The organism is Nonomuraea composti (assembly GCF_012034275.1).
In the GTDB taxonomy this organism is placed as follows: Bacteria; Actinomycetota; Actinomycetes; order Streptosporangiales; family Streptosporangiaceae; genus Nonomuraea; species Nonomuraea composti.
Genome location: NZ_JAATEP010000009.1, coordinates 1 through 23,910, shown reverse-complemented (window position 1 = coordinate 23,910; position 23,910 = coordinate 1). Strand labels below are relative to the sequence as shown.

At 72.7% G+C, this 23,910-nt stretch carries 21 protein-coding genes; 12 read left to right on the top strand and 9 right to left on the bottom strand.

The annotated features are described in order from the left end of the window. Nucleotides 1–30: 30 nt before the first annotated feature. Entirely contained in the window at nt 31–2,514 is a 2,484-nt protein-coding gene (locus HCN51_RS61335; RefSeq protein ID WP_168010190.1) for a VIT domain-containing protein, read from the bottom strand. After that, entirely contained in the window at nt 2,511–3,572 is a 1,062-nt protein-coding gene (locus HCN51_RS14640; protein ID WP_168010189.1) for a helix-turn-helix domain-containing protein, read from the bottom strand. The genes HCN51_RS61335 and HCN51_RS14640 overlap by 4 nt, the downstream gene beginning before the upstream one ends. A 117-nt stretch (nt 3,573–3,689) precedes the next feature. On the opposite strand from HCN51_RS14640, the gene HCN51_RS14635 reads away from it, so the two are divergent. Both HCN51_RS14635 and HCN51_RS14630 read left to right on the top strand, forming a co-directional pair. Further along, entirely contained in the window at nt 3,690–4,157 is a 468-nt protein-coding gene (locus tag HCN51_RS14635) for a Dps family protein (RefSeq protein WP_080041150.1), read from the top strand. A 347-nt stretch (nt 4,158–4,504) separates the two neighbouring features. Continuing rightward, nucleotides 4,505–5,527: an alkaline phosphatase PhoX gene (locus HCN51_RS14630; RefSeq protein ID WP_168010188.1), complete on the top strand. Its 1,023-nt coding sequence runs from the start codon at nt 4,505–4,507 to the stop codon at nt 5,525–5,527. 76 nt (nt 5,528–5,603) lie between these two features. Here the strand turns inward: HCN51_RS14630 and HCN51_RS14625 are convergent, their stop codons facing one another. Next, on the bottom strand, nt 5,604–6,197 hold the full coding sequence (locus HCN51_RS14625; RefSeq protein WP_168010187.1) for a TetR/AcrR family transcriptional regulator: 594 nt from the start codon (nt 6,195–6,197) through the stop codon (nt 5,604–5,606). A 92-nt stretch (nt 6,198–6,289) separates the two neighbouring features. On the opposite strand from HCN51_RS14625, the gene HCN51_RS14620 reads away from it, so the two are divergent. After that, on the top strand, nt 6,290–8,440 hold the full coding sequence (locus HCN51_RS14620) for an MMPL family transporter (RefSeq protein ID WP_168010186.1): 2,151 nt from the start codon (nt 6,290–6,292) through the stop codon (nt 8,438–8,440). A gap of 5 nt (nt 8,441–8,445) precedes the next feature. On the opposite strand, the gene HCN51_RS14615 is transcribed toward HCN51_RS14620, so the two are convergent. After that, nucleotides 8,446–9,297: a bifunctional helix-turn-helix transcriptional regulator/GNAT family N-acetyltransferase gene (locus HCN51_RS14615; RefSeq protein WP_346433644.1), complete on the bottom strand. Its 852-nt coding sequence runs from the start codon at nt 9,295–9,297 to the stop codon at nt 8,446–8,448. A gap of 94 nt (nt 9,298–9,391) precedes the next feature. On the opposite strand from HCN51_RS14615, the gene HCN51_RS14610 reads away from it, so the two are divergent. Both HCN51_RS14610 and HCN51_RS14605 read left to right on the top strand, forming a co-directional pair. Next, nucleotides 9,392–10,312 carry a beta-propeller fold lactonase family protein gene (locus tag HCN51_RS14610; RefSeq protein ID WP_168010184.1) on the top strand — a complete coding sequence of 307 codons (921 nt, stop codon included), beginning with the start codon at nt 9,392–9,394 and terminating at the stop codon, nt 10,310–10,312. Nucleotides 10,313–10,364: 52 nt separating this feature from the next. Next, the gene (locus HCN51_RS14605) at nt 10,365–11,777 is read left to right on the top strand and encodes a N,N-dimethylformamidase beta subunit family domain-containing protein (RefSeq protein ID WP_206067028.1); all 1,413 of its coding nucleotides are present in this window, start codon (nt 10,365–10,367) and stop codon (nt 11,775–11,777) included. Between the two features lie 14 nt (nt 11,778–11,791). Here the strand turns inward: HCN51_RS14605 and glpK are convergent, their stop codons facing one another. After that, nucleotides 11,792–13,267 (bottom strand): glycerol kinase GlpK, encoded by a 1,476-nt coding sequence (glpK, locus tag HCN51_RS14600; protein WP_168010183.1) that lies wholly within the window; start codon nt 13,265–13,267, stop codon nt 11,792–11,794. 143 nt (nt 13,268–13,410) lie between these two features. Here glpK and HCN51_RS14595 point away from each other — a divergent pair, with 143 nt between their 5' ends. Further along, entirely contained in the window at nt 13,411–14,436 is a 1,026-nt protein-coding gene (locus tag HCN51_RS14595; protein ID WP_168010182.1) for a 6-phosphofructokinase, read from the top strand. A gap of 159 nt (nt 14,437–14,595) precedes the next feature. Here the strand turns inward: HCN51_RS14595 and HCN51_RS14590 are convergent, their stop codons facing one another. Together HCN51_RS14590 and HCN51_RS14585 are read right to left on the bottom strand one after the other, a co-directional pair. Continuing rightward, entirely contained in the window at nt 14,596–15,369 is a 774-nt protein-coding gene (locus HCN51_RS14590; RefSeq protein WP_346433643.1) for an MHYT domain-containing protein, read from the bottom strand. 103 nt (nt 15,370–15,472) lie between these two features. Further along, on the bottom strand, nt 15,473–16,321 hold the full coding sequence (locus HCN51_RS14585; RefSeq protein WP_168010180.1) for an MHYT domain-containing protein: 849 nt from the start codon (nt 16,319–16,321) through the stop codon (nt 15,473–15,475). A 111-nt stretch (nt 16,322–16,432) separates the two neighbouring features. On the opposite strand from HCN51_RS14585, the gene macS reads away from it, so the two are divergent. From macS to thiI, 3 genes are all read left to right on the top strand, one after another. Further along, nucleotides 16,433–17,533, top strand: a complete 1,101-nt coding sequence (macS, locus tag HCN51_RS14580; protein WP_168010179.1) for a MacS family sensor histidine kinase — start codon at nt 16,433–16,435, stop codon at nt 17,531–17,533. A 20-nt stretch (nt 17,534–17,553) separates the two neighbouring features. After that, nucleotides 17,554–18,195 carry a response regulator gene (locus tag HCN51_RS14575; RefSeq protein WP_168010178.1) on the top strand — a complete coding sequence of 214 codons (642 nt, stop codon included), beginning with the start codon at nt 17,554–17,556 and terminating at the stop codon, nt 18,193–18,195. Between the two features lie 67 nt (nt 18,196–18,262). Further along, nucleotides 18,263–19,459 carry a tRNA uracil 4-sulfurtransferase ThiI gene (thiI, locus tag HCN51_RS14570; RefSeq protein WP_080041139.1) on the top strand — a complete coding sequence of 399 codons (1,197 nt, stop codon included), beginning with the start codon at nt 18,263–18,265 and terminating at the stop codon, nt 19,457–19,459. Here thiI and HCN51_RS14565 read toward each other — a convergent pair. Together HCN51_RS14565 and aroF are read right to left on the bottom strand one after the other, a co-directional pair. Next, nucleotides 19,456–19,743 (bottom strand): YiaA/YiaB family inner membrane protein, encoded by a 288-nt coding sequence (locus HCN51_RS14565; RefSeq protein ID WP_168010177.1) that lies wholly within the window; start codon nt 19,741–19,743, stop codon nt 19,456–19,458. The two genes, thiI and HCN51_RS14565, sit on opposite strands and share 4 nt — an antisense overlap. 110 nt (nt 19,744–19,853) lie before the next feature. Next, entirely contained in the window at nt 19,854–20,870 is a 1,017-nt protein-coding gene (gene aroF, locus HCN51_RS14560; RefSeq protein ID WP_168010176.1) for a 3-deoxy-7-phosphoheptulonate synthase, read from the bottom strand. A 244-nt stretch (nt 20,871–21,114) separates the two neighbouring features. On the opposite strand from aroF, the gene HCN51_RS14555 reads away from it, so the two are divergent. The 3 genes from HCN51_RS14555 (at nt 21,115) to HCN51_RS14545 (ending at nt 23,745) form a co-directional block, all read left to right on the top strand. Then, nucleotides 21,115–21,726: a molybdopterin-dependent oxidoreductase gene (locus HCN51_RS14555; protein ID WP_230466414.1), complete on the top strand. Its 612-nt coding sequence runs from the start codon at nt 21,115–21,117 to the stop codon at nt 21,724–21,726. Nucleotides 21,727–21,780: 54 nt separating this feature from the next. Then, the gene (locus HCN51_RS14550; protein ID WP_168010175.1) at nt 21,781–22,938 is read left to right on the top strand and encodes a sensor histidine kinase; all 1,158 of its coding nucleotides are present in this window, start codon (nt 21,781–21,783) and stop codon (nt 22,936–22,938) included. Nucleotides 22,939–23,004: 66 nt separating this feature from the next. Beyond that, nucleotides 23,005–23,745 (top strand): LytR/AlgR family response regulator transcription factor, encoded by a 741-nt coding sequence (locus tag HCN51_RS14545; RefSeq protein ID WP_168010174.1) that lies wholly within the window; start codon nt 23,005–23,007, stop codon nt 23,743–23,745. Nucleotides 23,746–23,910 lie beyond the last annotated feature (165 nt).

Below are 23,910 nucleotides of genomic sequence, written 5' to 3'. Positions count from 1 at the left end.
CGGTCGCTCTGCCGCCCGTCACACGGGTTGTCAGGTGCGCTTCCAGAAGGGGCCGCGCCGCTTCGCCTCCGGGGGCTGCGGGCCCGGGCCCGGGGACTGGGGGCGGCGCTGGGACTCGGGCGGGGCGGGCGTGCCGCCGCCGGTGAGCGTCGTGAGCACCTGGACGGCGCGGTCGTGCAGCGCCTGCGCGTCCGCGCCCGGCCGTTCGGCGCCCTCCAACTCGCGGGCCAGCGTCTCCAGGTCCTCGTTCCCGCCGAGGAACGCCGCCAGCGCGGCCAGCCGGGTGCCCAGGTCCGCCAGGTACAGCAGGTCGGGCGCCGGCAGGGCCTTGAGCCGGTCGAGCTCGGCGACGAGCTGGGGACGTACCGACTCCAGCCGGTGCGTGGGCCGCCCGCCGGTCTTCGGCCAGGGGCCGCCACGGGGAGCGGCCGGTGCGGGCATCGCCGGCCGGCCGGGCGCGGACGGCGGCACCACACCGTGACCGGGAGCACCCCCACCAGGAGCGCCGTCAGGGGCGCCCCCGGGAGCGCCGAACACCGGGCCGCCCTCCTGGGAGCCCCTGCCCACGAACCCCTGGTCCAGGTCGGACGGGCTGAGCCCGGGCGCGGACATCCGCATCCGGGGCGCCGCCATGGGGGCGGAGGTCAGCATCATGCCGGCCGCGAACGCGCCCGCCGCCGGCGCCGCGCTCGGCAGCTCCCAGCCGCTCGGCGGCTCCACCGGCTGGATGACGCGGTGCTCGGGGCCCTCGCCGGCGACCTGGCGGGTGTCCACGGCCACGTACGCGGTGAACCGGCAGAGCACGCCGTACTCCAGCGACGTCCGCACGATGCGCGGCTCCAGGTCGTGCTCGCCCATGGCGTACCGGTCCTCCAGCTCGCGCAGGTGCGCCCGCGCCCACACCGCGCGGAGGGCCGGATTATCGGTGGTGACGCCGGGCACCCGCTCCTCCCACGGCCCGCCCGCGGCGGTGCCGCGCACGGTGACCGAGGAGCCCTCGCGGTAGCGCCCGTACGCGCGCAGCGGCACGCCGGGGAAGATCGAGCCCAGGTGGGTGACCGTGCCGGGCTCGACGTCGAGGTCCTTGAGCGACAGGTCGGTGACCAGCGGGGCGCCGATCCTGCGGTGGATGGCGTCCATGGCGGCGTCGAGCCGGTCCTCCGACTCGACCAGCTCGCACCGCCCGGCGCCGAGCCCGGCCAGCCGGCCGAGGAACCCGGCGTTCACGGCCCGGTCGATGCCGACCGTGTGCACGCGCATGGCCGACAGCGCGCCGCCCGCCTGCTCCAGGATCTGGTCCTCGTTGCCCACTTGCCCGTCCGTGACCAGCACCACGACCCGCTCGCGGCCGGCCTCGGCGCCGCCCAGCAGGGTGGTGGCCTGGCGGAGCGGTTCGAGCAGCTCGGTGCCGCCGCGGGCGTCCACCCTGGCCAGGTGCTCGACCGCGCGGTACCGGTTGCGGTCGGACGCCTCCACCAGCCCCTCGAACGCCTGCTCCACCACGGAGTCGAACGTGAGCACCGCGAACCTGTCCTGCGGCGTCAGCGTGTCGACGATGCGGGCGGCGGCCCGGCGGGCACAGACCATCTTCCAGCCGCCCATGCTGCCGGAACGGTCGAGCAGCAGCACCAGGTCGCGCGGCGTGCGGGTGCCCTCCAGCGGCGGCGGCAGCAGCGTGAGCGCGAACGTGCCCTGCCCGTCGAGCTGCAGCGACGTGGAGGTATCGAACGACAGCCGCAGCACGAAGTCCCGGTCCAGCCGCTCACCGGGCCGCACCCGCACGGTCCGCCTCTCACCGCGCCCTTCCGCATGGCTTTCCTCCTCGACGACGTGCAGGCTGGAGGCCAGCTCGCGCAGCTCCAGCCCGGCCGCGTCCACGGTGGCGGTCAGCGACAGGCGTACCGGATCGGGGAAGCCCGGCAGCAGGACCGGCGGGCTGATCCTCGACGCGTCCGGTACCGCGTCGGTGTCGGGCGCGGTGCCGTCACCGGCCGGCGGGCCGTCGAGCGGGGTGCCCGGAATGTAACGTGGCGCCACCACCAGTGGGAACCGGAACGTGGCCGCGCCGTCCTCGTACGGCAGCGGCTGGCTCATCGTCAGCGACACCGACACGCGCTCGCCGGGCAGGATGTTGCCCACCCTGATCGTGAACACGTCGGGCCGGTCCTCCTCGGCGATCGCCGCCCGCCTGCCCTCGCGTAGCGCGCGGTCGTAGTCGGCCCTGGCCTGGCCGCGCTCCTTCAGCACGCCCTCGACGACCCGGTCGTCGGCCTCCATCCGGAAGCGGGTGACGGCCGCCCGGTCGGGCAGCGGGAAGACGTACGTGGCCTCCAGCGTGACGTCGAACGGGTTCCTGAACCCCTGCGTGACCTCCACCCCGGCGATCAGGCCCGAGATGTCGGCGGCCACGTCCACGCTCTCCAGCGGCAGGTTGCCGCGCTCGGTGAGCAGCGCGCCGAACCCGGCGTCCGGCACCGGCGCGCACCGTGCGGGCTCCAGCGAAGTGATCCTCATGTCAGCTCCCTCTCTTCGAGCACCGCGAGCAGCGGCCGCGCCGCCGCCAGCACCGCCTGAACGTCCTCTTCCGACGGCACCCGGCCCGTGTCCAGCAGCAGCCGCACCCCGTCTCCCAACCTGACCCCCGTCACCACCACACCCCGCACCCCAGCGCCCCATACCCGCTCGCCGCCCTCGCCGCGCGCGCCCGGCTCCCGCGACGGTGTGGGATCCGGCGCGCCCACTGCCTGGGACGGCCCGCCCAGCGGCGGCGCTCCTGCCTCGCCGCCTGCGCCGCGACCGGACGGCACGCCTGCCTCGCCGGGCGCGCCGAGGCCCGGTGGGGTGGCGGCCGGGCGAGTGCCCGCAGGACGCGCCGAGCCGTCGGATCGCTGCGTTCCGTGCTCGTGTGCGGGGCCGCCGCCGGGCGGCGCGGGGTCGCCATCATGCTCGCGTGCAGGATCGCCGCCGCGCTCGCGTGCGGGGTCGTCGCTGGGGAGCGCGCCTGGCTGCTGCCCTGGATGGGCGGGTGCCGCACCGACGCCGGGTCGCTCGGCCCAGAACCGGCCGCGCACGGGCTCCCCTCCGCCGCGCGCGACCGCACGCGACGGGGCTCCGGCCTCACGGTGGCCTTCCCACGCATCGGCCGCCTGCGCTCGGCTTGCTTGTGCCTGCGCGGCCTGGGCCTCGCCTGGCCGCGCCTGGCCGCTTCCGCCCTGGGCCACCCTCGCTCCGTCGGCCGTTGCCGGCGCCGGGAGGGGGCCGTCCAGGTGGGCGGCCGATTCCAGCATGCGCTCCGTGGCGCCGGCCAGGGCGACCTGGATCTCGGCGATCGATCGGCCGGCCGCCTGCAGTCGTTTCACGGCGACGAGTTGCAGCAGGTGGCGCCGCCCGTACCGGGCGATGCGGCCGCGGCGGGTGAGGGGCGGGTCGACCAGGCCGATCGTGGTGTACCACCTGATGAGCCGCTCGCTCGGCACGTCGCGGACCCGCCCGTTGGGAGGGGACGGCGCGCCGGCGCGCAGGGCGCGCGCCGCGTGCTCGGCCAGCTCGCCGATCGTCCAGGTGTCACTCATGAGCCCACAATGACACTGTCACTATTACAGTGTCAATGTCGTTGCGGGCCGGAAGATGTGACGCCCGGATGTCGTTCTTAAATGTGTAAATTCCGACCGCAGGGGAGGAAGTAGGACATGGCTACCATCACCGGCCCGCTTTCGGGCGACGCCAAGAACACTGTCGCCGAGGCCCTCCAGGGCGCCCTCGTGGACCTCATCGACCTGTCGCTGGTCGCCAAGCAGGCGCACTGGAACCTCATCGGCACGCACTTCCGCTCGATCCACCTCCAGCTCGACGAGGTCGTCGCGCTGGCGCGTACGCACATGGACACGATCGCCGAGCGCGCCGTCGCCCTGGGCGTCAACCCGGACGGCCGCGCCGCCACGATCGCCCGCACCAGCGACATCCAGCAGCCGGAGAGCGGCTGGATCGAGGACGGCAAGGTGCTGGCGACGATCACCGACGTCCTCGACGGCATCAGCAAGCGCATGTACGAGCGCATCCGCGCCACCGAGGAGGCCGACCCCGTCAGCCAGGACCTCCTGATCGCCGTGGCGCAGGAGATCGACAAGCAGCACTGGATGTTCCAGGCGCAGCGCTGACCCCAGCGCGAGGACGGCCCGGGCCCCGCGCCCGGGCTTTCGCGTGTCAGGGACGGCCGGCTGAATAAGGCAGCGGGTCGGACGTGGACGATCCCGACAGAGTGCTGTCACCCCGTCCGATCTTCGCGGGCGGGCGCGCTGCCTCGCATCTCGTCCGGCCGATCATCCGGCCGATCGTCCGGCCGCCGGTCGCGGGAGCGGGTACCCCCGCCGTCTGTACGGAACGTCACCACGCGCGGACCGCCCGGCGAACGGGAAGCGGGGTTTGCGCAGAGTTTGATGTCGCGAGTCCCTGCCATTCATGTCGGTGCGGTCGACTAGCGTGGCACCTAGAGGGAGGCCCCACGATGTCGCGCAAGACTCTCCTCCGCACGGGCCCGCTCGTGTCGGGCGGCGTCAGCCCGTACGGTCCGCTCGGCCTGGCAGGCACGGGTGGCTTGGCGCTGCCCCCAGGGTTCACCGGCCGGGTCGTGGCCCGATCCGGCGAGAAGGTCGCGGGCCTGACCTGGCACGCGGCCCCCGACGGTGGCGCCTGTTTCCCCGACGGCGGCGGCTGGATCTACGTCAGCAACTCCGAGCTGCCCCTGCTCGGGGGCGCGTCGGCGCTGCGGTTCCGCGCCGACGGCAGCATCGCCGACGCCTACCGCATCCTGTCGGGCACCGATCTCAACTGCGCCGGCGGCGCCACGCCGTGGCACACGTGGCTGTCGTGCGAGCTCGGCCACCGCGGCCGCGTCTTCGAATGCGACCCCTACGGCGCCCGCGCCGCCCGGCCGCGCCTGGCGATGGGCCGCTTCAAGCACGAGGCCGCCGCCTGCGACCCCGAGCGCCGCGTCATCTACATGACGGAGGACGAGCCCGACGGCTGCTTCTACCGCTTCCGGCCCAGCGACTGGGGCGACCTGACGGAGGGCACGCTGGAGGTGCTGTGCGCCTCCGGCCACTGGCAGGCCGTGCCCTCGCCGGCCGCCCTGCTCAAGGAGGCCCGCCACCAGGTGGAGGGCGCCCGCCACTTCGACGGCGGCGACGGCTGCCACTACGCGGGCGGGGTGTGCTACTTCACCACGAAGGGCGACACCGGCCTGTGGGCGTACGACGCGCAGAGCTCGACCCTCGACCGGCTGTGCGAGGGCGTGCGCGCCATCACCGCCGCTCCTTCCGGCGACCTGTACGTCGCCAGGGAGCGGCCCGAGATCGACGTCATCGCGCCCGACCGGGCGGTGACGCCGTTCCTGCGGCTGGAGGGGCACGACGGGGCCGAGCTGACCGGGCTCGCCTTCTCCCCGGACGGCGAGCGGCTCTACTTCTCGGCCAGGCGCGGCCGCACGGAGGGCCACACGTTCGAGGTCTCGGGCCCGTTCCGCACCTGAGCCCACGCTGAGCCTGAGCCCGGGCCCGCGCCTGACCGAGGCGGGGCCGGGCGCGGCCGGGCGGGGCCGGGCGGGGCTACGACAGGTAGCGCACCAGCATCAGCTTGAGTTCGTTCACGAGCTCGGCCGCCCGCTCCGGCCCCGACGTGCTGATCATCGGCATCACCGCCTTCACCATGGCCAGCGCCATGGTGCCCGTGAGCCGGGCGCGTTCCTCGGAGAGGGTGGGGGAGCGTCGGCGGAGCATAGCGGCGATGTGCCCCGCGATGTCCTCGTGCAGCCGTTGTGACGCCGCCGCGAGCCGGTCGCCGGTGGCGGTGCCGTACAGGAGGGACCAGTACGCCGGCGACGCGCTCTTGAAGCGGACGCTCTCGTCCACGAGCTGTCCCACCAGCGCCTCCAGCGGCACCTCTGGGGTGACGGCGGCGAGCCGGTCGGCCCAGAACTCCTGCCGGTCGTCGGTGTAGCGGGTGACGAGCCCGTCGAGGATCTCCTCCTTGTTGCGGAAGAACTGGTACAGCGACCCGGGTGACATCCCGGCCCGTGCGGCGACCTGGTTGGTGGTCAGCTCGGGGTAGCCGACCTCGGCGATCACCTGCTCGGCGGCGTCGAGGATGTCGGCCATGCGTTTGAGGCCGCGCGCCTGCCGGCGGACCGTGCGTTCAGGCATGGGTCTCCTCGTTGACAAATACGAGCATTCACTTGTATTTCTGGGTCCGGAAGCAAAACACGAGCAGTTTACCGAGTTTTCGGGGAGATCTCATGGTGACGACCCGCGCCCGCCCGGTCACGGCGAGCCCGCCGCTGCGCAGGCTGGGCTTCTTTCTCGCCCGCCGCCACCGGCTCGTGCTCGCGCTCGCGCTGGCCCTGCTGGCCGGCGCCGGGGTGCTGGCGGCGGGGGCGGCGTCGGGGCTGTCGCTGGCCAGGTTCGAGGCGCCGGGCTCGGAGTCGGACCGGGCGCAGCGGGAGCTGGTCGCGCGGTTCGGCACCGGCAGCCCCGACATGATCTTCCTGGTGACGGCCAGGCGCGGCAGCGTGGACGACCCGGCCGTCGAGGCGGCGGGCAGGGAGCTGACCGAGCGGGCCGGCCGCCACGAGGGCGTGGCCGAGTCCGCCTCGTACTGGACCCGCGGCAAGCCCGCCACCCTGCGCAGCCGCGACGGCAGGCACGCGCTGATCGTCGTCCGCATCCCGGGCGACGCCGACCACGTGCGGGCCGAGGTCCTGCCCCGGCTGGTCCCCGAGATCACCCGGGGCAGTGACCTGCTGCAAGTGCGGGCCGGGGGAGGGGAGGAGGTGTTCAGGGAGACGGTGCCGCTGGCCCGGCAGGACTTCGTCCGGGCCGAGCTGGTCATCTTCCCGCTGGCGTTCGTGCTGCTCTGGCTCTACCAGCGGCGCGTCATGGCGGCCCTGGTGCCGATCCTGGCCGGCGTGTACGCCATGGTGCTCGGCCTGGCGCTGCTCGGCGGCGTCCTGCTGTTCGCCGACATCTCCACCTTCGCGCTCAACCTGACCCTGGCCATGGGCCTCGGCCTGGGCATCGACTACTGCCTGTTCGTCATCCAGCGCTTCCGCGAGGAGACGCGGCGCGGCGCGGACCGGGCCGCCGCGGTCGCGGGGGCCGTCGAGCACGCGGGACGGACGGTGCTGTTCAGCGGCCTGACCGTCGCCTCGTCGCTGGCGGTGCTGTTCGCGCTGCCGTTCGACTTCCTGCGTTCCTTCGCCTATGCCGGGATCGCGGTCGTGGCGGGCGGGCTGGTGGCGGCGGTGATCGTGCTGCCCGCCGTGCTGGCCGCGATCGGCGGCGCCTTCCTGCCGAAGAAGCCTGTTCCCGAGCGGGCGGACGGCTTCTGGCACGGCCTGGCCACCCGGGTGATGCGCCGGCCGCTGGTGTTCGGCGGGCTGGCCACGGCGCTGCTGCTGGTGCTCGCCTCGCCGTTCCTGGGCCTGCGGTTCGGCGTGGCCGACGACCGCATCCTGCCGCCGGAGGCGTCCTCGCGGCAGACGCAGGACGTCATCCGCCGGTCCTTCCCGGCCGAGGAGACCGACGCCATCCAGCTCGTGTCCAAGGGCGCAGTGGCGGGCGGCGTCGCCCCCTACGCCGCGAGATTGTCCGGGCTGCCCGGCGTGGCCCAGGTGGACTCGGCGGCGGGCTCGTACGCGGGCGGCACCCGCGTCGGCGACGGCCAGCCCGCCAGGTTCCAGGGGCCGGGCACCTGGTTGTCGGTGGTCCCGTCAGCAGCGGCGCTGGCCGACGACCCCGTCCGCCTCGTCGAGGCCGTCCGCGCGGTGCCGCCGCCCTTCGAGGTGCTGGTCGGCGGCTACCCGGCCGAGCTGGCCGACTACCGCTCCTCGGTCGTGGACCGGCTGCCGTTGCTGCTGGCGCTCATGCTGGCCGTCACGTTCGCCGTCCTGTTCCTCATGACGCGCAGCGTCGTCATCCCGATCAAGGCGATGCTGCTGAACGTCCTCAGCCTCGGCGTCATGTTCGGCGCCATCGTCTGGATCTTCCAGGACGGCCACCTGTCCGGCCTGCTCGGCTTCACCCCGACGGGCACGCTCGACCCGAGCATCCCGATCCTGATGCTCTGCGTCGCCTACGGGCTGTCGATGGACTACGAGGTCTTCCTCCTGTCCAGGATCAAGGAAGAGTACGACCGGACGGGCGACACGGAGTCGGCCGTGGCCACGGGCCTTCAGGCGGGGGCGCCGCTGATCACGGCGGCCGGCGGCATCCTGGCGCTGTCGTTCGCCGCCTACGCGACGGCGTCGGTGGCGTTCGTGCAGATGCTGGGCGTCGGCATGGCGGTGGCCGTGCTGGTGGACGCCACCGTGATCAGGGCGGTGCTGGTGCCGAGCCTGATGCGCCTGGCGGGGCCGCTCAACTGGTGGCCCCGCGGCCGACCTCACTGAGGGGGTCAGAGGTCGCGGGACCACATCTGCTCGGTGACCTCGACCCCGTTCTCCATCCCCTTCTCCTCCGAGTCCAGCTCGAACCCGGCCCCCTGGTAGATGCGCCGGGCGCTCTCCAGGCAGTCGCGCGTCCACAACACGATCCGCTTGTACCCCTCGGCCCGCGCGTGCCGCAGGCACTCGTCCACGAGCCGCCGCCCGATGCCGAGACCGCGGGCGGACGGCTCGACGAGCAGCATCCGCAGCTTGGCCGTGGTGTCGTCCTGCCGCACGCAGAACACGCAGCCGGCCCGCTCCCCGTCGACCTCGGCGATCCAGCCGGTGTCGCGGGAGAAGTCGAGGTCGCCGACGATCCTGGCGACGAGCTGCTCGAACGCGGTGCCCCAGCCGTACTCGGCGCTGTAGAGGGCGCCGTGCCGGTAGACGACCCAGCCCAGGTCGCCGGTGCGGGGAGGCCTGATGACGTACGGCGCGCGCGCCTGCCCGCCGCCCCCCAGCAGCCGCCTGATCGTGGCCATGCTGCCGACCAGCCGCTCCTGGTCGGTCTCGGGCAGGCCGTCGAGCAGGGCGCCGATCTCCTCCGACGAGCGCTTGTCGAGCGCGGCGAAGACCTCGGCCCCGGCCGGGGTGAGGGCGACGAGCTGCTTGCGCGCGTCGGCGGCCGAGCGCTCGCGCGTGATCAGGTCGTCGCTCTCGAAGCGGGCGAGGATGCGGCTGAGGTATCCGGCGTCCAGGCCGAGCAGCCCGCGCAGCCCGCCGGTCTCCATGCGCTCGGCGTGCGCCAGCTCGAACAGCACTCTCACCTCGGTCAGCGAGTACGGCGAGTTGAGCATCCCCGCCTGGAGCGCGCCGATCACCTTCGTATAGAACCGGTTGAAGGCTCTGACCTCAGAAACCCTTGCTTCTGTCAACGAACTCATTGCCTTAGTCAACCATAGGAAGGATCCCGCTGTGAAGCACGTGCGCATAGGCGGATACGGCCCCGGCATCGTCACGCTCGGCGCCCCAGGGGAGCAGGGCCTCACGCGGGTGACGGCGCCGTCGTTCCTGGCCGCCCACCCCACGCTGCCGGTGCTGTACGCGGTGGGCGAGCTCGAACGCGGCTGGCTCACCGCGTTCCAGGCCGACGGGGTCAGGCTCGGCGCGCTGGACGAGCGCCCCAGCGAGGGCCACAGCCCCTGCCACGTCGCCGTGCACCCCGAGGGCCACCTCCTCGCGGTCGCCAACTACGGCGACGGCACGGCCACCCTCTACCGGCTGGACGAGCGCGGCGCGTTCGCGGGGGAGCCGATCGTGCTGCGCCACCAGGGCTCCGGCCCGAACGCGGAACGCCAGGAGGGCCCGCACGCCCACCAGGCCGTCTTCCACGACGGCCTGCTGCACGTCTCCGACCTCGGCACCGACGAGATCCGCCGCTACCACCTCGACGGCACCCCGCTGGAGCCGATCACCATGGCCCCCGGCACCGGCCCGCGCCACTTCGCCTTCGCCGGCTCGCGCCTGTACGTGGCGGGCGAGCTCGACGGCACCGTCACCCTCGTCGAGGGCGAGCGGCGCACGGTCGTGCGCGCCTCCCGGCAGGAGGGTGAGAACGCGCCCTCGCACCTCCAGCTGCACGGCGACCTCGTCTACGTCGCCAACCGCGGCCCCAACACGATCTCGGTGCTGCGCGCCGGCGACCTGTCACCGGTGGCCGAGGTGCCCTCCGGCGGCACCTGGCCCCGGCACTTCGCCATCGACGGCGACCGCATGTACGTGGCCAACCAGAACGCCGGCACCGTCACCTCCTTCCGGCTCCAGGAGGACGGGGTGCCGGTGCCGGACGGGGAGTCGTACGAGGTGGAAAGCCCGGCCTGCGTGTTGATCATGTAAGGAGTTCGCCAAGTCGGGGCCCGCCCGCGCGGCCGGTCACGACCATGGGCACGTGCGCCGAATCCTGCTCGCTCTCGTCCTGCTGGCCGCCGCCTGCGGCCCGCCGCCCGCCACCCGGCCGCCCGCCGCCCCGCCGCCCGCGACGGCGGGGGACGCGAAGCCGCCGGTCGCCGACGTCCAGGAGTCGTGGCGGATCACCCGGCACGGCGCCGAGCACGAGATCGAGGGCTACGCCGACCGGGTGAGCGTGCTGCCGGGCGAGCGGTTCCGGCTGCACGTCTCCACCACCGCGCCGCGCTTCACCGCCCTCGCCTTCCGCATGGGCGCCAACCCCGCCAAGGTGTGGGAGTCGGCGCGCACCCCCGGCACCCGGCAGGCGCCGGCCCGGGTCGTGAACGGCACCGTGACCGCCGCCCACTGGAGCCCGTCGCTCACCGTGGACACCGCCGGCTGGCCCGAAGGCGCGTACCTCATCAGGCTCGACGCCTCCACCGGCGGCCAGCGCTACGTCCCCGTCACCGTGCGCTCCGCCTCCACCGCCGGGCGCGTGGTGATCGTGAACGCGGTCACCACCTGGCAGGCGTACAACCTGTGGGGCGGCCGCAGCCTCTACACCGGCCCCGGGGGGTTCGGCCACCGCTCGCGCGCCGTCACCTTCGACCGCCCCTACGACGGCACCGGCGCCCGGCTCTTCCTCGACTTCGAGAAGGACGCGCTGGCCGTGGCCGAGGAGAGCGGGGTGCCGCTGGCGTACCTGACCGACCTCGACCTCGTGCCCGGCGCGCTCGACGGCGCCCGCGCGCTGTTCTCGCTCGGGCACGACGAGTACTGGTCGCCCGGCATGCGCGCGACCGTCACCCGGGCCAGGGACCACGGCACGAACCTCGCCTTCCTCGGCGCCAACGCCGTCTACTGGCGCATCGCGCTGCGCGGCCGGCAGGTCGTGTGCGACAAGGAGCGGGTGTGCGACCTGTGGCGGGAGACGGCGCCGGAGAGCGCGCTGGTGGGGCAGATGTACGACTGCTTCCCCGCCGAAGGGGTCTACCGGGTGAGCAGGCCCGGGCACTGGATCTTCGCGGGGACGAAGGGGCGGCGCTTCCCCGGCATGGTAGGGGTGGAGAGCGACCGGGTGTCGCGGGGCTCGCCGGCCGGGGTCGAGGTGCTGGCCGAGTCGCCGTTCTCGTGCGGCGGGCGGGCGAGCGTCAGCCACAGCACGTACTACACGGCGCCGAGCGGGGCCGGGGTGTTCGCCTCCGGCACCATGCGGTGGGTGTGCGCGCTGCGCGGGCGGCGCTGCGGGCACGGCGTCACCGACGCGGCCGCCGCCTTCACCCGCCGCGCCACCCTCAACCTCCTCACCCGCTTCGCCAAGGGCCCGGCAGGCGACCCGCCGCCCGCGCCGTCCGCCTCGTCGGCGCCGTCCGCGCGACCGGCGGGGGCCCGGAGCGGCGACGCGGGGTTTTGAGGTGGGTGGCGGAGTCAGGAGCCGTGGGCGGCGGCGGTCGCGAGGCGGACGGCCGCGCGCCACCGCTCGTAGGCGGCGTCGTCCCGCTCGCCCGGCTCGAAGCGCCGTTCGAGGTGCCAGGTCTTGCGCAGCTCGGCCTGCGACCCCCACACGCCCGCCCCCAGCCCCGCCAGGAACGCGGCCCCGAGCGCGGTCGTCTCCTGGACGGCGGGCCGCTCCACGGGGGTGCCGAGCTGGTCGGCCTGAAGCTGCATGAGCAGGTCGTTGGCGCTGGCGCCGCCGTCGGCCTTGAGCACGGAGACGGCGCCGGGCTCGGGGCCCATGGACTCGACGACGTCGCGCACCTCGTACGCGATCGCCTCCAGCGTGGCCCTGACCAGGTGCGCCCGCGTGGTGCCGCGGGTGATGCCGGTGATCAGCCCGCGCGCCTGAGGGTCCCAGTGCGGCGCCCCGAGCCCGGTCAGCGCGGGCACGAACACGACGCCGCCGCTGTCGGGCACGGTGCGGGCGACGGCCTCCGACTCGGGGGCCGTCCCGATGACGCCGAGCCCGTCGCGCAGCCACTGCACCGCCGCCCCGGTGACGAAGATCGACCCTTCCAGCGCGAACGTGCGCTCGCCCGACGGCGTCTGCCAGGCCACCGTGGTCAGCAGCCCCGAGCCGGAGCGCACGATCCGGTCGCCGAGGTTGGTCAGCACGAACGAGCCCGTGCCGTAGGTGCACTTGACGTCGCCCACGTCGAAGCACGTCTGCCCGAACAGCGCCGCCTGCTGGTCGCCGGCGACGCCGCTGATGGGCACGTCGAGCCCGAGGAAGGCCGACGGGTCCGTCCGCCCGATCGGGCCGTGATTGGGCACGATCTCGGGCAGGGCCGCCTCCGGCACCCCGAACAGCTCGCACAGCTCCGGCTCCCAGGTGCCGGACTCCAGCCCGTACAGGAGGGTGCGGGAGGCGTTGGACGGGTCGGTGACGTGCCGCGCGCCCGCCGTCAGCCTGGCGATGAGGTACGAGTCCACCGTCCCGATGGCCAGATTTCCCGACGTGACGCCGTCCCATACCCGGGGGTCGTTCTCGGCCAGCCAGGTCAGCTTGGTCGCGGTGAAGTAGGGGTCGAGGCGCAGGCCGGTCAGCTCCGACACGCGCGGCTCGTGCCCCGCCTCGCGCAGGCGCCCGCACAGGGCGGCGGTGCGGCGGTCCTGCCAGACGATCGCGCGGCGGGGCGCGGCGAGCGTGCGCCGGTCCCACAGGACGGCGGTCTCGCGCTGGTTGGTGATGCCCACGCAGGACGGCGGCCCGGGGGCGTCGCGCAGCGCCGTGGCGCACGCCGACAGGGTGGCCTGCCAGATGTCCTCGGGGTTGTGCTCGACCCGGCCGGGCCGCGGAAAATGCTGCGCGAATTCTTCGTAGCCCTTGGAGATGATCTGCCCGTTTTCTGTAACTACCAGCGCCGTTACCCCGGTTGTTCCGGCGTCAATCGCGAGCACAATCATGAAATTTCCTCCGCAGTTTCAAGCAGACGCAGGTTTAGTTTTTCGGGCTGGCGTTTGGTCTAGACCACTGTGTGTGATGCCGGGCACAATGCGAGTCTGACATCAAGGTCTGGTTCGTGACCCCTATCTGGGAGGAACCCGCCATGCGTATTGGAGTGCTGACCGGAGGCGGCGACTGCCCCGGGCTCAACGCCGTGATCAGGGCAGTGGTGCGTAAGGGGGTGAGCGTCTACGGTCATGAGTTCGTCGGCTTCCGTGACGGCTGGCGCGGCCCCCTCGAAGGCGACACGATGCCACTCGACATCCAGGCCGTGCGCGGCATCCTGCCGCGCGGCGGCACGATACTGGGCTCCTCCCGCACGAACCCCATGAAGATCGAGAACGGGGTCGGCCGGATCAAGGAGAACCTGGCCGCCACCGGTGTGGACGCGCTGATCGCCATCGGCGGCGAGGACACCCTTGGCGTCGCCAAGCAGCTCTACGACCGCGAGGTCAACGTCGTGGGCGTGCCCAAGACCATCGACAACGACCTGTCCGGCACCGACTACACCTTCGGCTTCGACACCGCGGTCAACATCGCGATGGAGGCCATCGACCGGCTGCACACCACCGCGGAGTCCCACCACCGGGCGCTGATCTGCGAGGTCATGGGCCGGCACGCGGGCTGGATCGCGCTGCACGCGGGCATGGCCGGCGGCGCGAACGTCATCCTCATCCCGGAGAAGCCGTTCGACATCGACCGGGTCTGCGAGTACGTCGAGTCCCGCTTCCGCACCCGCTACTCGCCCATCATCGTGGTCGCCGAGGGCGCGCACCCCATCGAGGGGCAGATGGAGCTGCAGGCGGGCACGCTCGACGCGTTCGGCCACGTGCGGCTCGGCGGCATCGGCGAGGTGCTGGCCAAGGAGATCGAGAAGCGCACCGGCAAGGAGGCCCGCACGACGGTGCTCGGCCACATCCAGCGCGGCGGCACGCCCACGGCCTACGACCGGGTGCTGGCCACCAGGTTCGGGTTGCAGGCGATCGACGCGGCCCACGAGGGCGACTACGGCAAGATGGTCGCGCTGCGCGGCACCGACATCGTGCGGGTCGGCCTCGACGAGGCCACCTCCGAGCTGAAGACCGTGCCGGTGGAGCGCTACTCCGAGGCCGAGGTCTTCTTCGGGTAACGCCGTGCCGCCCGGACAACCAGGTGAAAGCGGCTCGCAAGCGGGCGGCCGTACCTTGAGGGCAGCGGGGTTACCGCTACAACCCCCTCAGGGTACGGCTTGCGCCGCGGAGAGTCGGCGGCCCACCATGCGGTGCAAGCCGTATCTCAGTCTTGTGGCTCAGCCGCGGGGCGTGCCGAAGAGATCCACCTCCGGCGCGCCCTCGTCGCCTCCGCGCAGCCGTTCCCGGTACGCGGCCTCGCTGCGCAGCTCCTTCTCCGAGGGCGACAGGATGACGGTGAGCAGCAGCCCCACCGTGATGACGCTGATGCCGACGATGAGCGGCAGCAGGAAGTCGATGGCCCGCGCGCCGGGCACCGCCGCCATCTCCTCGTGCGAGGCGACCGACATCGAGAACATGCCGGTGTAGTGCATGCCCGACACCGCCACGCCCATGACCAGCGCCGCCCCGCCGATCCTGAGCGCGCCGCTGACCCGCAGCGTGAACCACAGCGCCACCGTGGCCGCCGCCACCGCGATCAGCACCGACAGCGCCACCACGACGGGGTCGTAGGAGACGTGGCCGGACATGTTCAAGGCGGCCATGCCCAGGTAGTGCATGGCCGCCACGCCGATGCCGGTCAGGACGCCGCCGCCGAGCAGGTAGGCCCGCCGCTCGCCGCCGTGGGAGGCCAGGAACAGGCCCGTCCCCACGACGACGACCGCGACGAGCGCGGAGGCGGCGGTCAGCGGAACGTCGTACCGGATCGCCAGGCCGTCGACGGAGAAGCCGAGCATGGCGATGAAGTGCATCGTCCAGATGCCGGTGCCGCCGATGGCGAGGGCCGCGCCGATGAGCCACCACTTGGCCTCACGCCCGCCGATCAGCCTCGCGCGCGAGGTGAGCAGCAGGCCGAGCATGGAGCCCACGCTGGACATGACGTACGCGGTCACGGGCGTTAAGAGCCCATAGGAGAAATGATCGATCGGCGACATGCCCCACCCATCCCTTACCCACCGATAAGGGAGTATGAGCAGGCGGTCGTCGGGCGCGCAACTACCTTCGCCGAGCCTGCATCGGCTGCTGGCGCGGCATCGGCGTCGGATACGTGAGTTGTTCCTGGTGGGCGGCGCGGCGGCGCTGTTCGAGCTTGGCGACGAGTTGCGCGTCCTCGTGCAGCTCCTCCTCCGACGGCGACAGGATGACCATGAGGAGCATGGTCAGGGTGATGAGGCTGATGACGGTCATGAGCGGCACGAGGAAGTCGAGCGCGTCGGCGCCGGCGACGACCCCGGGCTCGGCGTCCACCGAGACGTGCATGGCGTACATGCCGGTGTAGTGCATGCCCGAGACGGCCACGCCCATGACGAGGGCGGCGCCGGTGATCCAGATCGGCTTCTTGACACGCAGGGTGAACCACAGGGCCACGGTCGCGGCGACCACGGCGATGCCCACGGAGGCGGCCACGGTGAGCCGGTCGTAGGAGACGTGGGCGGACATGTTCATCGCGTACATGCCGAGGTAGTGCATCGAGGCCACGCCGAGCCCGGTCAGCAGGCCGCCGCCGAGCAGCGCCAGGACGCGGCCGCCGCCGTAGGAGACGAGGAACAGGCCGGTGCCGACGACCACGATGGCCACCACCGCGGAGGCCACGGTGAGCAGCACGTCGTACTTGATCTGGGTGCCCTCCACCTCGAAGCCCATCATGGCGATGAAGTGCATGACCCAGATGCCGGTGCCGCCGATGGAGATCGCCGCGCCGAGCAGCCAGCGCACGCGGGCGCCGCCGCGCGAGGCGTGCGCCTGCGCGGTGAGCCGCAGTCCGAGCATCGAGCCGATGCAGGACATGACGTAGGCGAGCAACGGCGTGATCAGTCCGTAGGTGAAATGATTCACAGCGGTCATCTATCGGTTCCTTGCATTAGGGGTTCCCGGATTGTGCCATCCCGGATGTCCCTTTCGCATGGATATTCGTACTATCTGTCAACCTCCGTGTCGGGAACATGAGAAGGGCTCATGGCTATCGAGGGGCCGTTCTGGCGGGCGATCGCGGTCTTCCGCGCCGCCTCGCTGGTCTACGCGGTCGTGCTCCTGGCCCAGCACCGCGGCTACGCCGAGCCGGTGCTCGGCTGGCTGGTCATCCTGGTCATGGCGCTGTGGACGGCCGGCGCGACGGCCGCCTACGCGGCCGAGTCGCTGCGCCGCTGGCCCCTGCTGTCCGCCGACCTCGCGGTGACGCTGGCGTGCCTGCTCGCCAGCCCGTACGTGCAGGGCACCCTCCAGACGGCCACCGGCACCATGCCCGTGCCCGCCACCTGGATGGCCGCGCCCGTGCTCGCCTGGGCGGTGCGGCACGGCCGCCGCGCCGGCACGCTCGCGGCCGTCGTGGTGGCCGCCGGTGACATCTGGTCCCGCTCGGGAGCCGACGAGGCGTCCGTCCTCATCAACGAGACGGTGCTGCTGCTCATGGCGGGCTGGCTCGTCGGGCACGTGGCCCGGCTGGCCAAGCAGGCCGAGGAGCGCATGCAGCGGGCCGCCGAGATGGAGGCCGCCCAGCGCGAGCGCGAGCGGCTGGCCCGCGACATCCACGACTCGGTCCTCCAGGTGCTCGCGCTGGTGCACCGGCGCGGCCGGGAGCTCGGGGGCGAGGCGGGCGAGCTGGGCCGCCTGGCGGGGGAGCAGGAGGCCGCGCTGCGCGAGCTGATCTCGATCGCCCCGCCGGCGCCCAGCGGCGCCACCGACCTGCGCTCCCTCCTCGCCCGGTACGGCTCGTCCTCCGTCACCGTCTCGGCCCCGGCCACGCCGCTGCTCCTGCCCGCCGAGGCCGCCGCGTCCGTCGCCGCCGCCGTCGGCGCGGCCCTCGACAACGTGCGCGCGCATTGCGGTCACGACGCGCGCGCCTGGGTGCTGGCCGAATTCCTCGACGGCGCGGTCACCGTCACCGTCAGGGACGAGGGGCCCGGCATCCCGCAAGGACGGCTGGAGCAGGCCGCCGCCGACGGCCGCATGGGCGTGGCCCGGTCGATCCGGGGCCGGATGGCCGAGCTGGGCGGGAAGGTGACGATCGTGAGCGTTCCCGGCCAGGGCACCGAGGTCGAAATAACTCTGCCCGCCTGAGCAACGCTTACAGTGGCGCCATGGTGCGGGTCATGGTGGTGGACGACCATCCCATGTGGCGCGACGGCGTCGCCAGGGATCTGACGGAGGCCGGTTACGAGGTCGTGGCGGCCGTGGGGGAGGGGCGGCAGGCGCTCAGGGTCGCCGCCGCGGTGCTGCCCGAGGTCGTGGTGCTCGACCTGAGGCTGCCCGACCTGCCGGGCCCCGAGGTGGCGGCCGGCCTGGCGCGGGTGGACCCGGCCCCCAGGGTGCTGGTGCTGTCGGCCAGCGCCGAGCAGGACGACGTGCTGGAGGCGGTCAAGGCGGGCGCCTGCGGATATCTCGTGAAATCGGCCAGCCGGGAGGAGTTCCTCGACGCCGTGCGCCGCACCGCCGACGGCGACGCCGTGTTCACCCCGGGGCTGGCCGGGCTGGTGCTGGGGGAGTACCGGCGGCTGGCCGTCCAGCTCGAACCCAGCGAGGGGCCACGCCTGACCGAGCGCGAGACCGAGGTGCTGCGGCTGGTCGCCAAGGGGCTGTCCTACCGGCAGATCGCCGAGCGGCTCGTCCTGTCCCACCGCACCGTCCAGAACCACGTGCAGAACACCCTCGGCAAGCTCCAGCTCCACAACCGGGTCGAGCTGGTGCGATATGCGATCGAGCGCGGCCTCGACGCGGACTAAACTCGGGTGGTCGCGACGTTCCCCTCTAGACCGCCGCGCCCGTCCCCGTCTTCCCGGAGGTTCCACCATGACGATGTCGGCCCTGGGCGAGCCGTGCGTTCTGCTCAAGCTGGGCGAGATCGTCCTCAAGGGCAAGAACCGCGAGCTGTTCGAACGCCGCCTGATCGCCAACATCCGCGACGCCCTCCAGACGGTGGGCATCCAGGTCGACGTGCGCAAGCGGCACGGCGTCATCGCGATCTTCCTGCCCGAGGGGGCCACCGCCGAGCAGGCCGACGCCGTGGCGCAGCGCGTCGCCGACGTGCCCGGGCTCGTCTGGATCCACCGCGCCTGGCGGGTCGCCAAAGACCCCGACACCGTGCTCAAGGCCGGTCTCGAGCTGGTCGGCGAGAGCGAGGAGGCCAAGCGGGGCGCCCGCTTCGCGGTCCGCTCCCGCCGCCGCGACAAGCGCTTCCCGCTGCGCTCCAACGAGCTCGACCGGCTCGTGGGCGGCGCCATCAACGACGAGTACGGCCTGCCCGTCGATCTGAAGAACCCCGAGCTGACCGTGTTCATCGAGGTCGACCGCGACGAGGTGTTCGTCTTCACCGGCGGCATCCCCGGCCAGGGCGGCCTGCCCGTCGGCAGCAGCGGCCGGGCCCTGGTGCTCATGTCCGGCGGCATCGACTCGCCCGTGGCGGCCTACCGGATGATGCGCCGCGGCCTGCACGTCGACTTCCTGCACTTCTCCGGCATCCCGTTCACCACGTCCGAGTCGATCTACAAGGCGTACGCGCTGGTCAGGAAGCTCGACCGGTTCCAGGGCAAGTCCCGCCTGTGGGTGGTGCCGTTCGGCAAGGCACAGCAGTCGATCCGCACCTCGGGCCAGGACCGCCTGGCAGTGATCGCGCAGCGGCGCCTGATGCTCAAGACGGCCGAGGAGGTCGCCCACCGCATCCGCGCCGCCGCCCTGATCACCGGCGACGCCCTCGGGCAGGTCTCCTCGCAGACCCTGGCCAACATCACCGCCCAGGACAACGCCGTCGACCTGCCGATCCTGCGCCCGCTGGTCGGCTGGGACAAGACCGAGATCATGGCCGAGGCCCGCCGCATCGGCACGCTGGAGATCTCCGAGCTGCCCGACGAAGACTGCTGCTCGCTGCTGGCGCCCAAGCGGGCCGAGACGCGGGCCAAGATCGAGGACCTCAAGCTGATCGAGAAGCGGCTCGACGCCGAGGAGCTGTGCGTGCAGCTCGCCGACTCGATCCAGGAGTACACCCTTTAGGCGTCGACCTTGAAGGGGTCGTGCTCGGCCAGGAGCTTGTCCAGCCTGGCCTGGTCGACGCGGTTGCTGACCTCCGCGAGCTCCTGGCGGTCCCGTACCACCTTGCACAGGGTGATCGTGGAGGTCACGACGTACAGGAGGCCGAGCCCGAGGAACGCCTTGATCCAGCCGGCCGTGGGCAGGTAGACGAGGGCGATCACCACGGAGGTCAGCGAGACGGCGAACGACAGGATCGCCTGAACGTAGAACGCGGTGGTCTGCGTGGGCTGAATGGGCTTCGTCATGGGGCCATCGTGCGGCCCGGGCGAAGCCCGGCACATGAGTTCTCCTACTCAAGTTACCTGTGAGTACGGCCGGCGCATGGCTCGTGGCGGGCCGGCCGTCGCTCGACCGCTCAGGCGGCCGTCTTGCCCAGCAGCGCCGGGAAGTCGGTCATGACCTGCGCCAGCTCGCCCAGATCCGTGTCCACCAGGGCCTGCGGGCCGTCGCAGAGCGCCTGCTCCGGCTGCGGGTGCACGTCGATGATGACACCGTCGGCGCCGGCCGCGATGGCGGCCCTGGTCAGCGGCAGCACCAGGTCGCGCCGCCCGCCCGAGTGCGACGGGTCGACGATCACCGGCAGGTGCGACAGCCGCTGCGCCACCGGCACCGCCGAGACGTCGAGCGTGTTGCGGGTGGCCGTCTCGTAGGTGCGCACGCCCCGCTCGCACAGCACGATGTCGAGGTTGCCGCGCTGCGCGACGTACTCGGCCGCCATCAGCCACTCCTCGATCGTGGCCGTCATGCCGCGCTTGAGCATCACCGGCCTGCCGGCCGCGCCGACCTCCTGCAGCAGCGCGAAGTTCTGCATGTTGCGGGTGCCGACCTGCAGCATGTCGGCGTACGAGGCGACCATCTCGACGTCGCGCGCGTCCACGACCTCCGTCACGATCGGCAGCCCCGTCTCCTCGCGCACGTCGGCCAGGATGCGCAGGCCCTTCTCGCCCAGCCCCTGGAAGGCGTACGGGGAGGTGCGCGGCTTGAAGGCCCCGCCGCGCAGCAGCACCGCGCCGGCGGTCTGCGCCATCCTGGCCGCGGCGAGCGTCTGCTCGTGCGTCTCCACCGCGCACGGCCCCGCGATCAGCGTCACGGTGTCGGGGCCGATCGGCACGCCGCCCACGTGGACCGTGGAGCGTTCCGGATGGTTCTCCCTGCTGACCAGCTTGTACGGCGTGGACACGCGCATGACGTCGCGCACCCCCGCCATGCCTCTCAAGCCGGCCGCGTCGAGCTGTGTCACGTCGCCGACCAGGCCGACGATCGTGCGCCGCACCCCCTTGCTGACGAACGCCTCCACCCCGGCCGCCTCGACGACGGACACGATCGCCTCGATGTCGGCGGCGGTGGCCTCGGGCCCCATCACGATCACCATCTGCTTGCTCCTTGCTGGAGGGAGGAAAAGAACCGGGCGGGAAAAACAAGAAGGCCCCGGGTCCGATCGGACCCGGGGCCTTCGTTCGCCTGACTGCTAGCGCAGCATCAGATGGCGAACGGACTCGGGTCCGCCGCCATAGGAAAACAGGAACGCTGCGTGCATGGCTCGAAAGCCTACCGCACGCCACCCGCTCGCGAACCAGGACGGGCCCGATGGCAGGATGGCCCAAGATGCGAGACCGGTGAGGGGAGTGATCGTGGAGGAGTCGCGCCTGCCTCCAGGCCAGTACGTCCCGCGCGGCCGGCCCGTGATCCACTACGGCAGGGTGCCCGCGTTCAAGCCCGAGAGCTGGGACTTCCGGGTGTTCGGAGCCACGGCGTCGGGCGAGGAGCACCGCTACGACTGGAGCGAGTTCGAGCAGCTGCCGCGCGCCACGCGCATCGCCGACTTCCACTGCGTCACCAAGTTCTCCCTGATGGCCAACGAGTGGCGCGGCGTCACCCCCGCCACGATCATGCAGGCGGCCCCGCCCGACCCGGGCGTGCGCCACGTGATGATCTGGGCCGAGTACGGCTACAGCGCCAACCTGCGCATGTCCGACTTCACCGCCCCCGACACGCTGTTCGCGATGGAGCTCGACGAGAAGCCGCTCAGCCCCGAGCGCGGCTTCCCGCTGCGCATCGTGGTGCCGCACCTGTACGCGTGGAAGAGCGTCAAGTGGGTGCGCGGCATCGAGTACCTCCTGGAGGACCGCAGGGGCTTCTGGGAGGAGCGCGGCTACCACAATGTGGCCGACCCGTGGCGCGAGCAGCGCTACTCCTACCAGGAAGAACCCGGCGAGGGCCCGCCCTGACACAACTCCCGGTTTTCCCCCGGGCACGCTCCGTTATTGGTTACGGTTTCCAGCATGCTGACCACCGTGTGCGTGGCGCTGTGCTCCCTGACCTTCCTCCTCGGCTACGGGCTCGCCCGCGCGCCCTGGCGCGGCCGGGCGGTGCCGGAGGGCCACAGGGCGGACGACGCCACGTTCACCACGCTGCACATCGCCGCGATGGCCGCCCCGGCCCTGCGCGCGGGGCTCGACCGCGACTCCGCCCGCAAGGCGGTGCGGCACCTGCGCACCCTGCTCGGCACGTCGGCCGTGGCGATCACCTCGACGGAGGCGGCGCTGGCGTGGGACGGTCCGTGCACCGACGACGTGCTCACCTACGCCCGCGCCACGCTGGCCGCCGGGCGGGCCCAGGTGTTCCCCGGTCAGCCGCAGGGGCCCGAGCTGGGGGCCGTGGCGGTGCCGCTGACCGTGGACGGCACGGTGGTGGGCGTGCTGGCGGCCTTCGACGGCGAGGTGAGCGCGGCGCTCGTGCGTACCGTCAGTGAGGTCGGCCGCTGGGTCTCGGGGCAGCTGGAGCTGGCCGAGCTCGACGCCTCCCGGCGGCGCGCGCTGGAGGCGGAGATGCGCGCCCTGCGCGCGCAGATCTCGCCGCACTTCGTCTACAACGCGCTGACGACGATCGCCTCGTTCGTGCGCACCAACCCCAAGCGCGCCCGCGAGCTGCTGCTGGACTTCGCCGACTTCTCCCGCTACGCCCTGCGCAGGGCCCACGACTTCACCACCCTGGCCGACGAGCTGACCTGCGTGGACCGCTACCTGCTGCTGGAACGCGCCAGGTTCGGCGACAAGCTGCGCTTCAGCATGCAGGTGGCCCCCGAGGTGCTGCCCGTGCCGGTGCCGTTCCTGTGCCTGCAACCCCTGGTCGAGAACGCCATCAAGCACGGCATGGCGGGCCGCGGCGGCCCCGGCGAGGTGCGGGTCGTGGTGCGCGACGCCGGCCCCGAGGCGCACATCACGGTCGAGGACGACGGCGCCGGCATGGACCCGGAGTGCGCGCGGCGCATGCTGGACGAGGACCCGGCGCGCGAGGGCAGCGGCATCGGCCTGGCGAACGTGGACCTGCGCATGCGCCAGATCTACGGCGACGGCTACGGCCTCGTGGTGGAGACCGCGCTGGGGGCCGGCACGAAGGTGCGGCTGCGGGTTCCCAAGACGCAACTTAGCTCTTTGTAGTCAAATCCTTACCCTATGCTAGCGTGGCGCTGGTGACCTCTGCTTTCATACGACAGCGTGGTGGACATGCTGAGAGTTCTGGCCGTTGACGACGAAGTGCCTGCTCTGGAGGAGCTCGCCTACCTGTTGCGCCAGGACGACCGAATCGAACACGTCACGACCGCGGCCGACGGCGTCACGGCGCTGCAGGACATGGTCCAGATGATCGGCGGCGGCGAGCGGCTCGACGGCGTCTTCCTCGACATCCGGATGCCCGGCCTCGACGGGCTCGACCTCGCCCGGCTGGTCGGCGGCTTCCCCAGCCCGCCCCGGCTGGTGTTCGTCACGGCGCACGAGGAGTGCGCGGTGCAGGCGTTCGAGCTGGAGGCGGTCGACTACCTGCTCAAGCCCGTGCGGGCCGAGCGCCTGTCCGAGGCGGTGCGCCGGCTGGAGGCCGCCACCAGCCCGGCACCCGAGCCGGGCCAGGACGACGTGATCCCCGTCGAGCTGGGCGGGCGCACCCGCTTCGTGCCGCAGCAGGCCGTCTGGTTCGCCGAGGCCAAGGGCGACTACGTGCGGCTGCACACCGTCGACGGCAGCTACCTGGTGCGCATGTCGCTGGCCGCGCTGGAGCGGCGCTGGTCGGATGCCGGGTTCATCCGCATCCACCGCAGCACGCTCGTCTCCGGCCGGCACGTCAGCGAGCTGCGCTTCGAGGGCGGGCGGGTGACGCTCACCGTCGGCACCGAGACCTTGCAGGTCAGCAGGCGGCACAGCCGGCAGGTGCGCGAGCAGCTCGTCCGCCAGCACCGGGGAGTGATCTCGTGAGCGGCGGGCGCCGCGGCCGCGGGGCGGGGCGGCCCCCCCCCCCCGCCCGGCGCCGGCGCCCCCCCCCCCCCCGGGCGGGCGGGGGGGGGCCCGCCGCCCGCCCCGCCCCCCCCGCGGAACCGCCGGCGCGCCCGCCCGGTCCCCCCCCCCGGCCCCCCCCCCCCC

Coding starts and splice junctions, on each gene's coding strand:
- HCN51_RS61335 (WP_168010190.1), bottom strand. CDS start 2,514: ATGAGGATCACTTCGCTGGAGCCCGCACGGTGCGCGCCGGTGCCGGAC.
- HCN51_RS14640 (WP_168010189.1), bottom strand. CDS start 3,572: ATGAGTGACACCTGGACGATCGGCGAGCTGGCCGAGCACGCGGCGCGC.
- HCN51_RS14635 (WP_080041150.1), top strand. CDS start 3,690: ATGGCTACCATCACCGGCCCGCTTTCGGGCGACGCCAAGAACACTGTC.
- HCN51_RS14630 (WP_168010188.1), top strand. CDS start 4,505: ATGTCGCGCAAGACTCTCCTCCGCACGGGCCCGCTCGTGTCGGGCGGC.
- HCN51_RS14625 (WP_168010187.1), bottom strand. CDS start 6,197: ATGCCTGAACGCACGGTCCGCCGGCAGGCGCGCGGCCTCAAACGCATG.
- HCN51_RS14620 (WP_168010186.1), top strand. CDS start 6,290: ATGGTGACGACCCGCGCCCGCCCGGTCACGGCGAGCCCGCCGCTGCGC.
- glpK (WP_168010183.1), bottom strand. CDS start 13,267: ATGATTGTGCTCGCGATTGACGCCGGAACAACCGGGGTAACGGCGCTG.
- HCN51_RS14595 (WP_168010182.1), top strand. CDS start 13,411: ATGCGTATTGGAGTGCTGACCGGAGGCGGCGACTGCCCCGGGCTCAAC.
- HCN51_RS14585 (WP_168010180.1), bottom strand. CDS start 16,321: ATGACCGCTGTGAATCATTTCACCTACGGACTGATCACGCCGTTGCTC.
- macS (WP_168010179.1), top strand. CDS start 16,433: ATGGCTATCGAGGGGCCGTTCTGGCGGGCGATCGCGGTCTTCCGCGCC.
- HCN51_RS14575 (WP_168010178.1), top strand. CDS start 17,554: ATGGTGCGGGTCATGGTGGTGGACGACCATCCCATGTGGCGCGACGGC.
- thiI (WP_080041139.1), top strand. CDS start 18,263: ATGACGATGTCGGCCCTGGGCGAGCCGTGCGTTCTGCTCAAGCTGGGC.
- HCN51_RS14565 (WP_168010177.1), bottom strand. CDS start 19,743: ATGACGAAGCCCATTCAGCCCACGCAGACCACCGCGTTCTACGTTCAG.
- aroF (WP_168010176.1), bottom strand. CDS start 20,870: ATGGTGATCGTGATGGGGCCCGAGGCCACCGCCGCCGACATCGAGGCG.
- HCN51_RS14550 (WP_168010175.1), top strand. CDS start 21,781: ATGCTGACCACCGTGTGCGTGGCGCTGTGCTCCCTGACCTTCCTCCTC.
- HCN51_RS14545 (WP_168010174.1), top strand. CDS start 23,005: ATGCTGAGAGTTCTGGCCGTTGACGACGAAGTGCCTGCTCTGGAGGAG.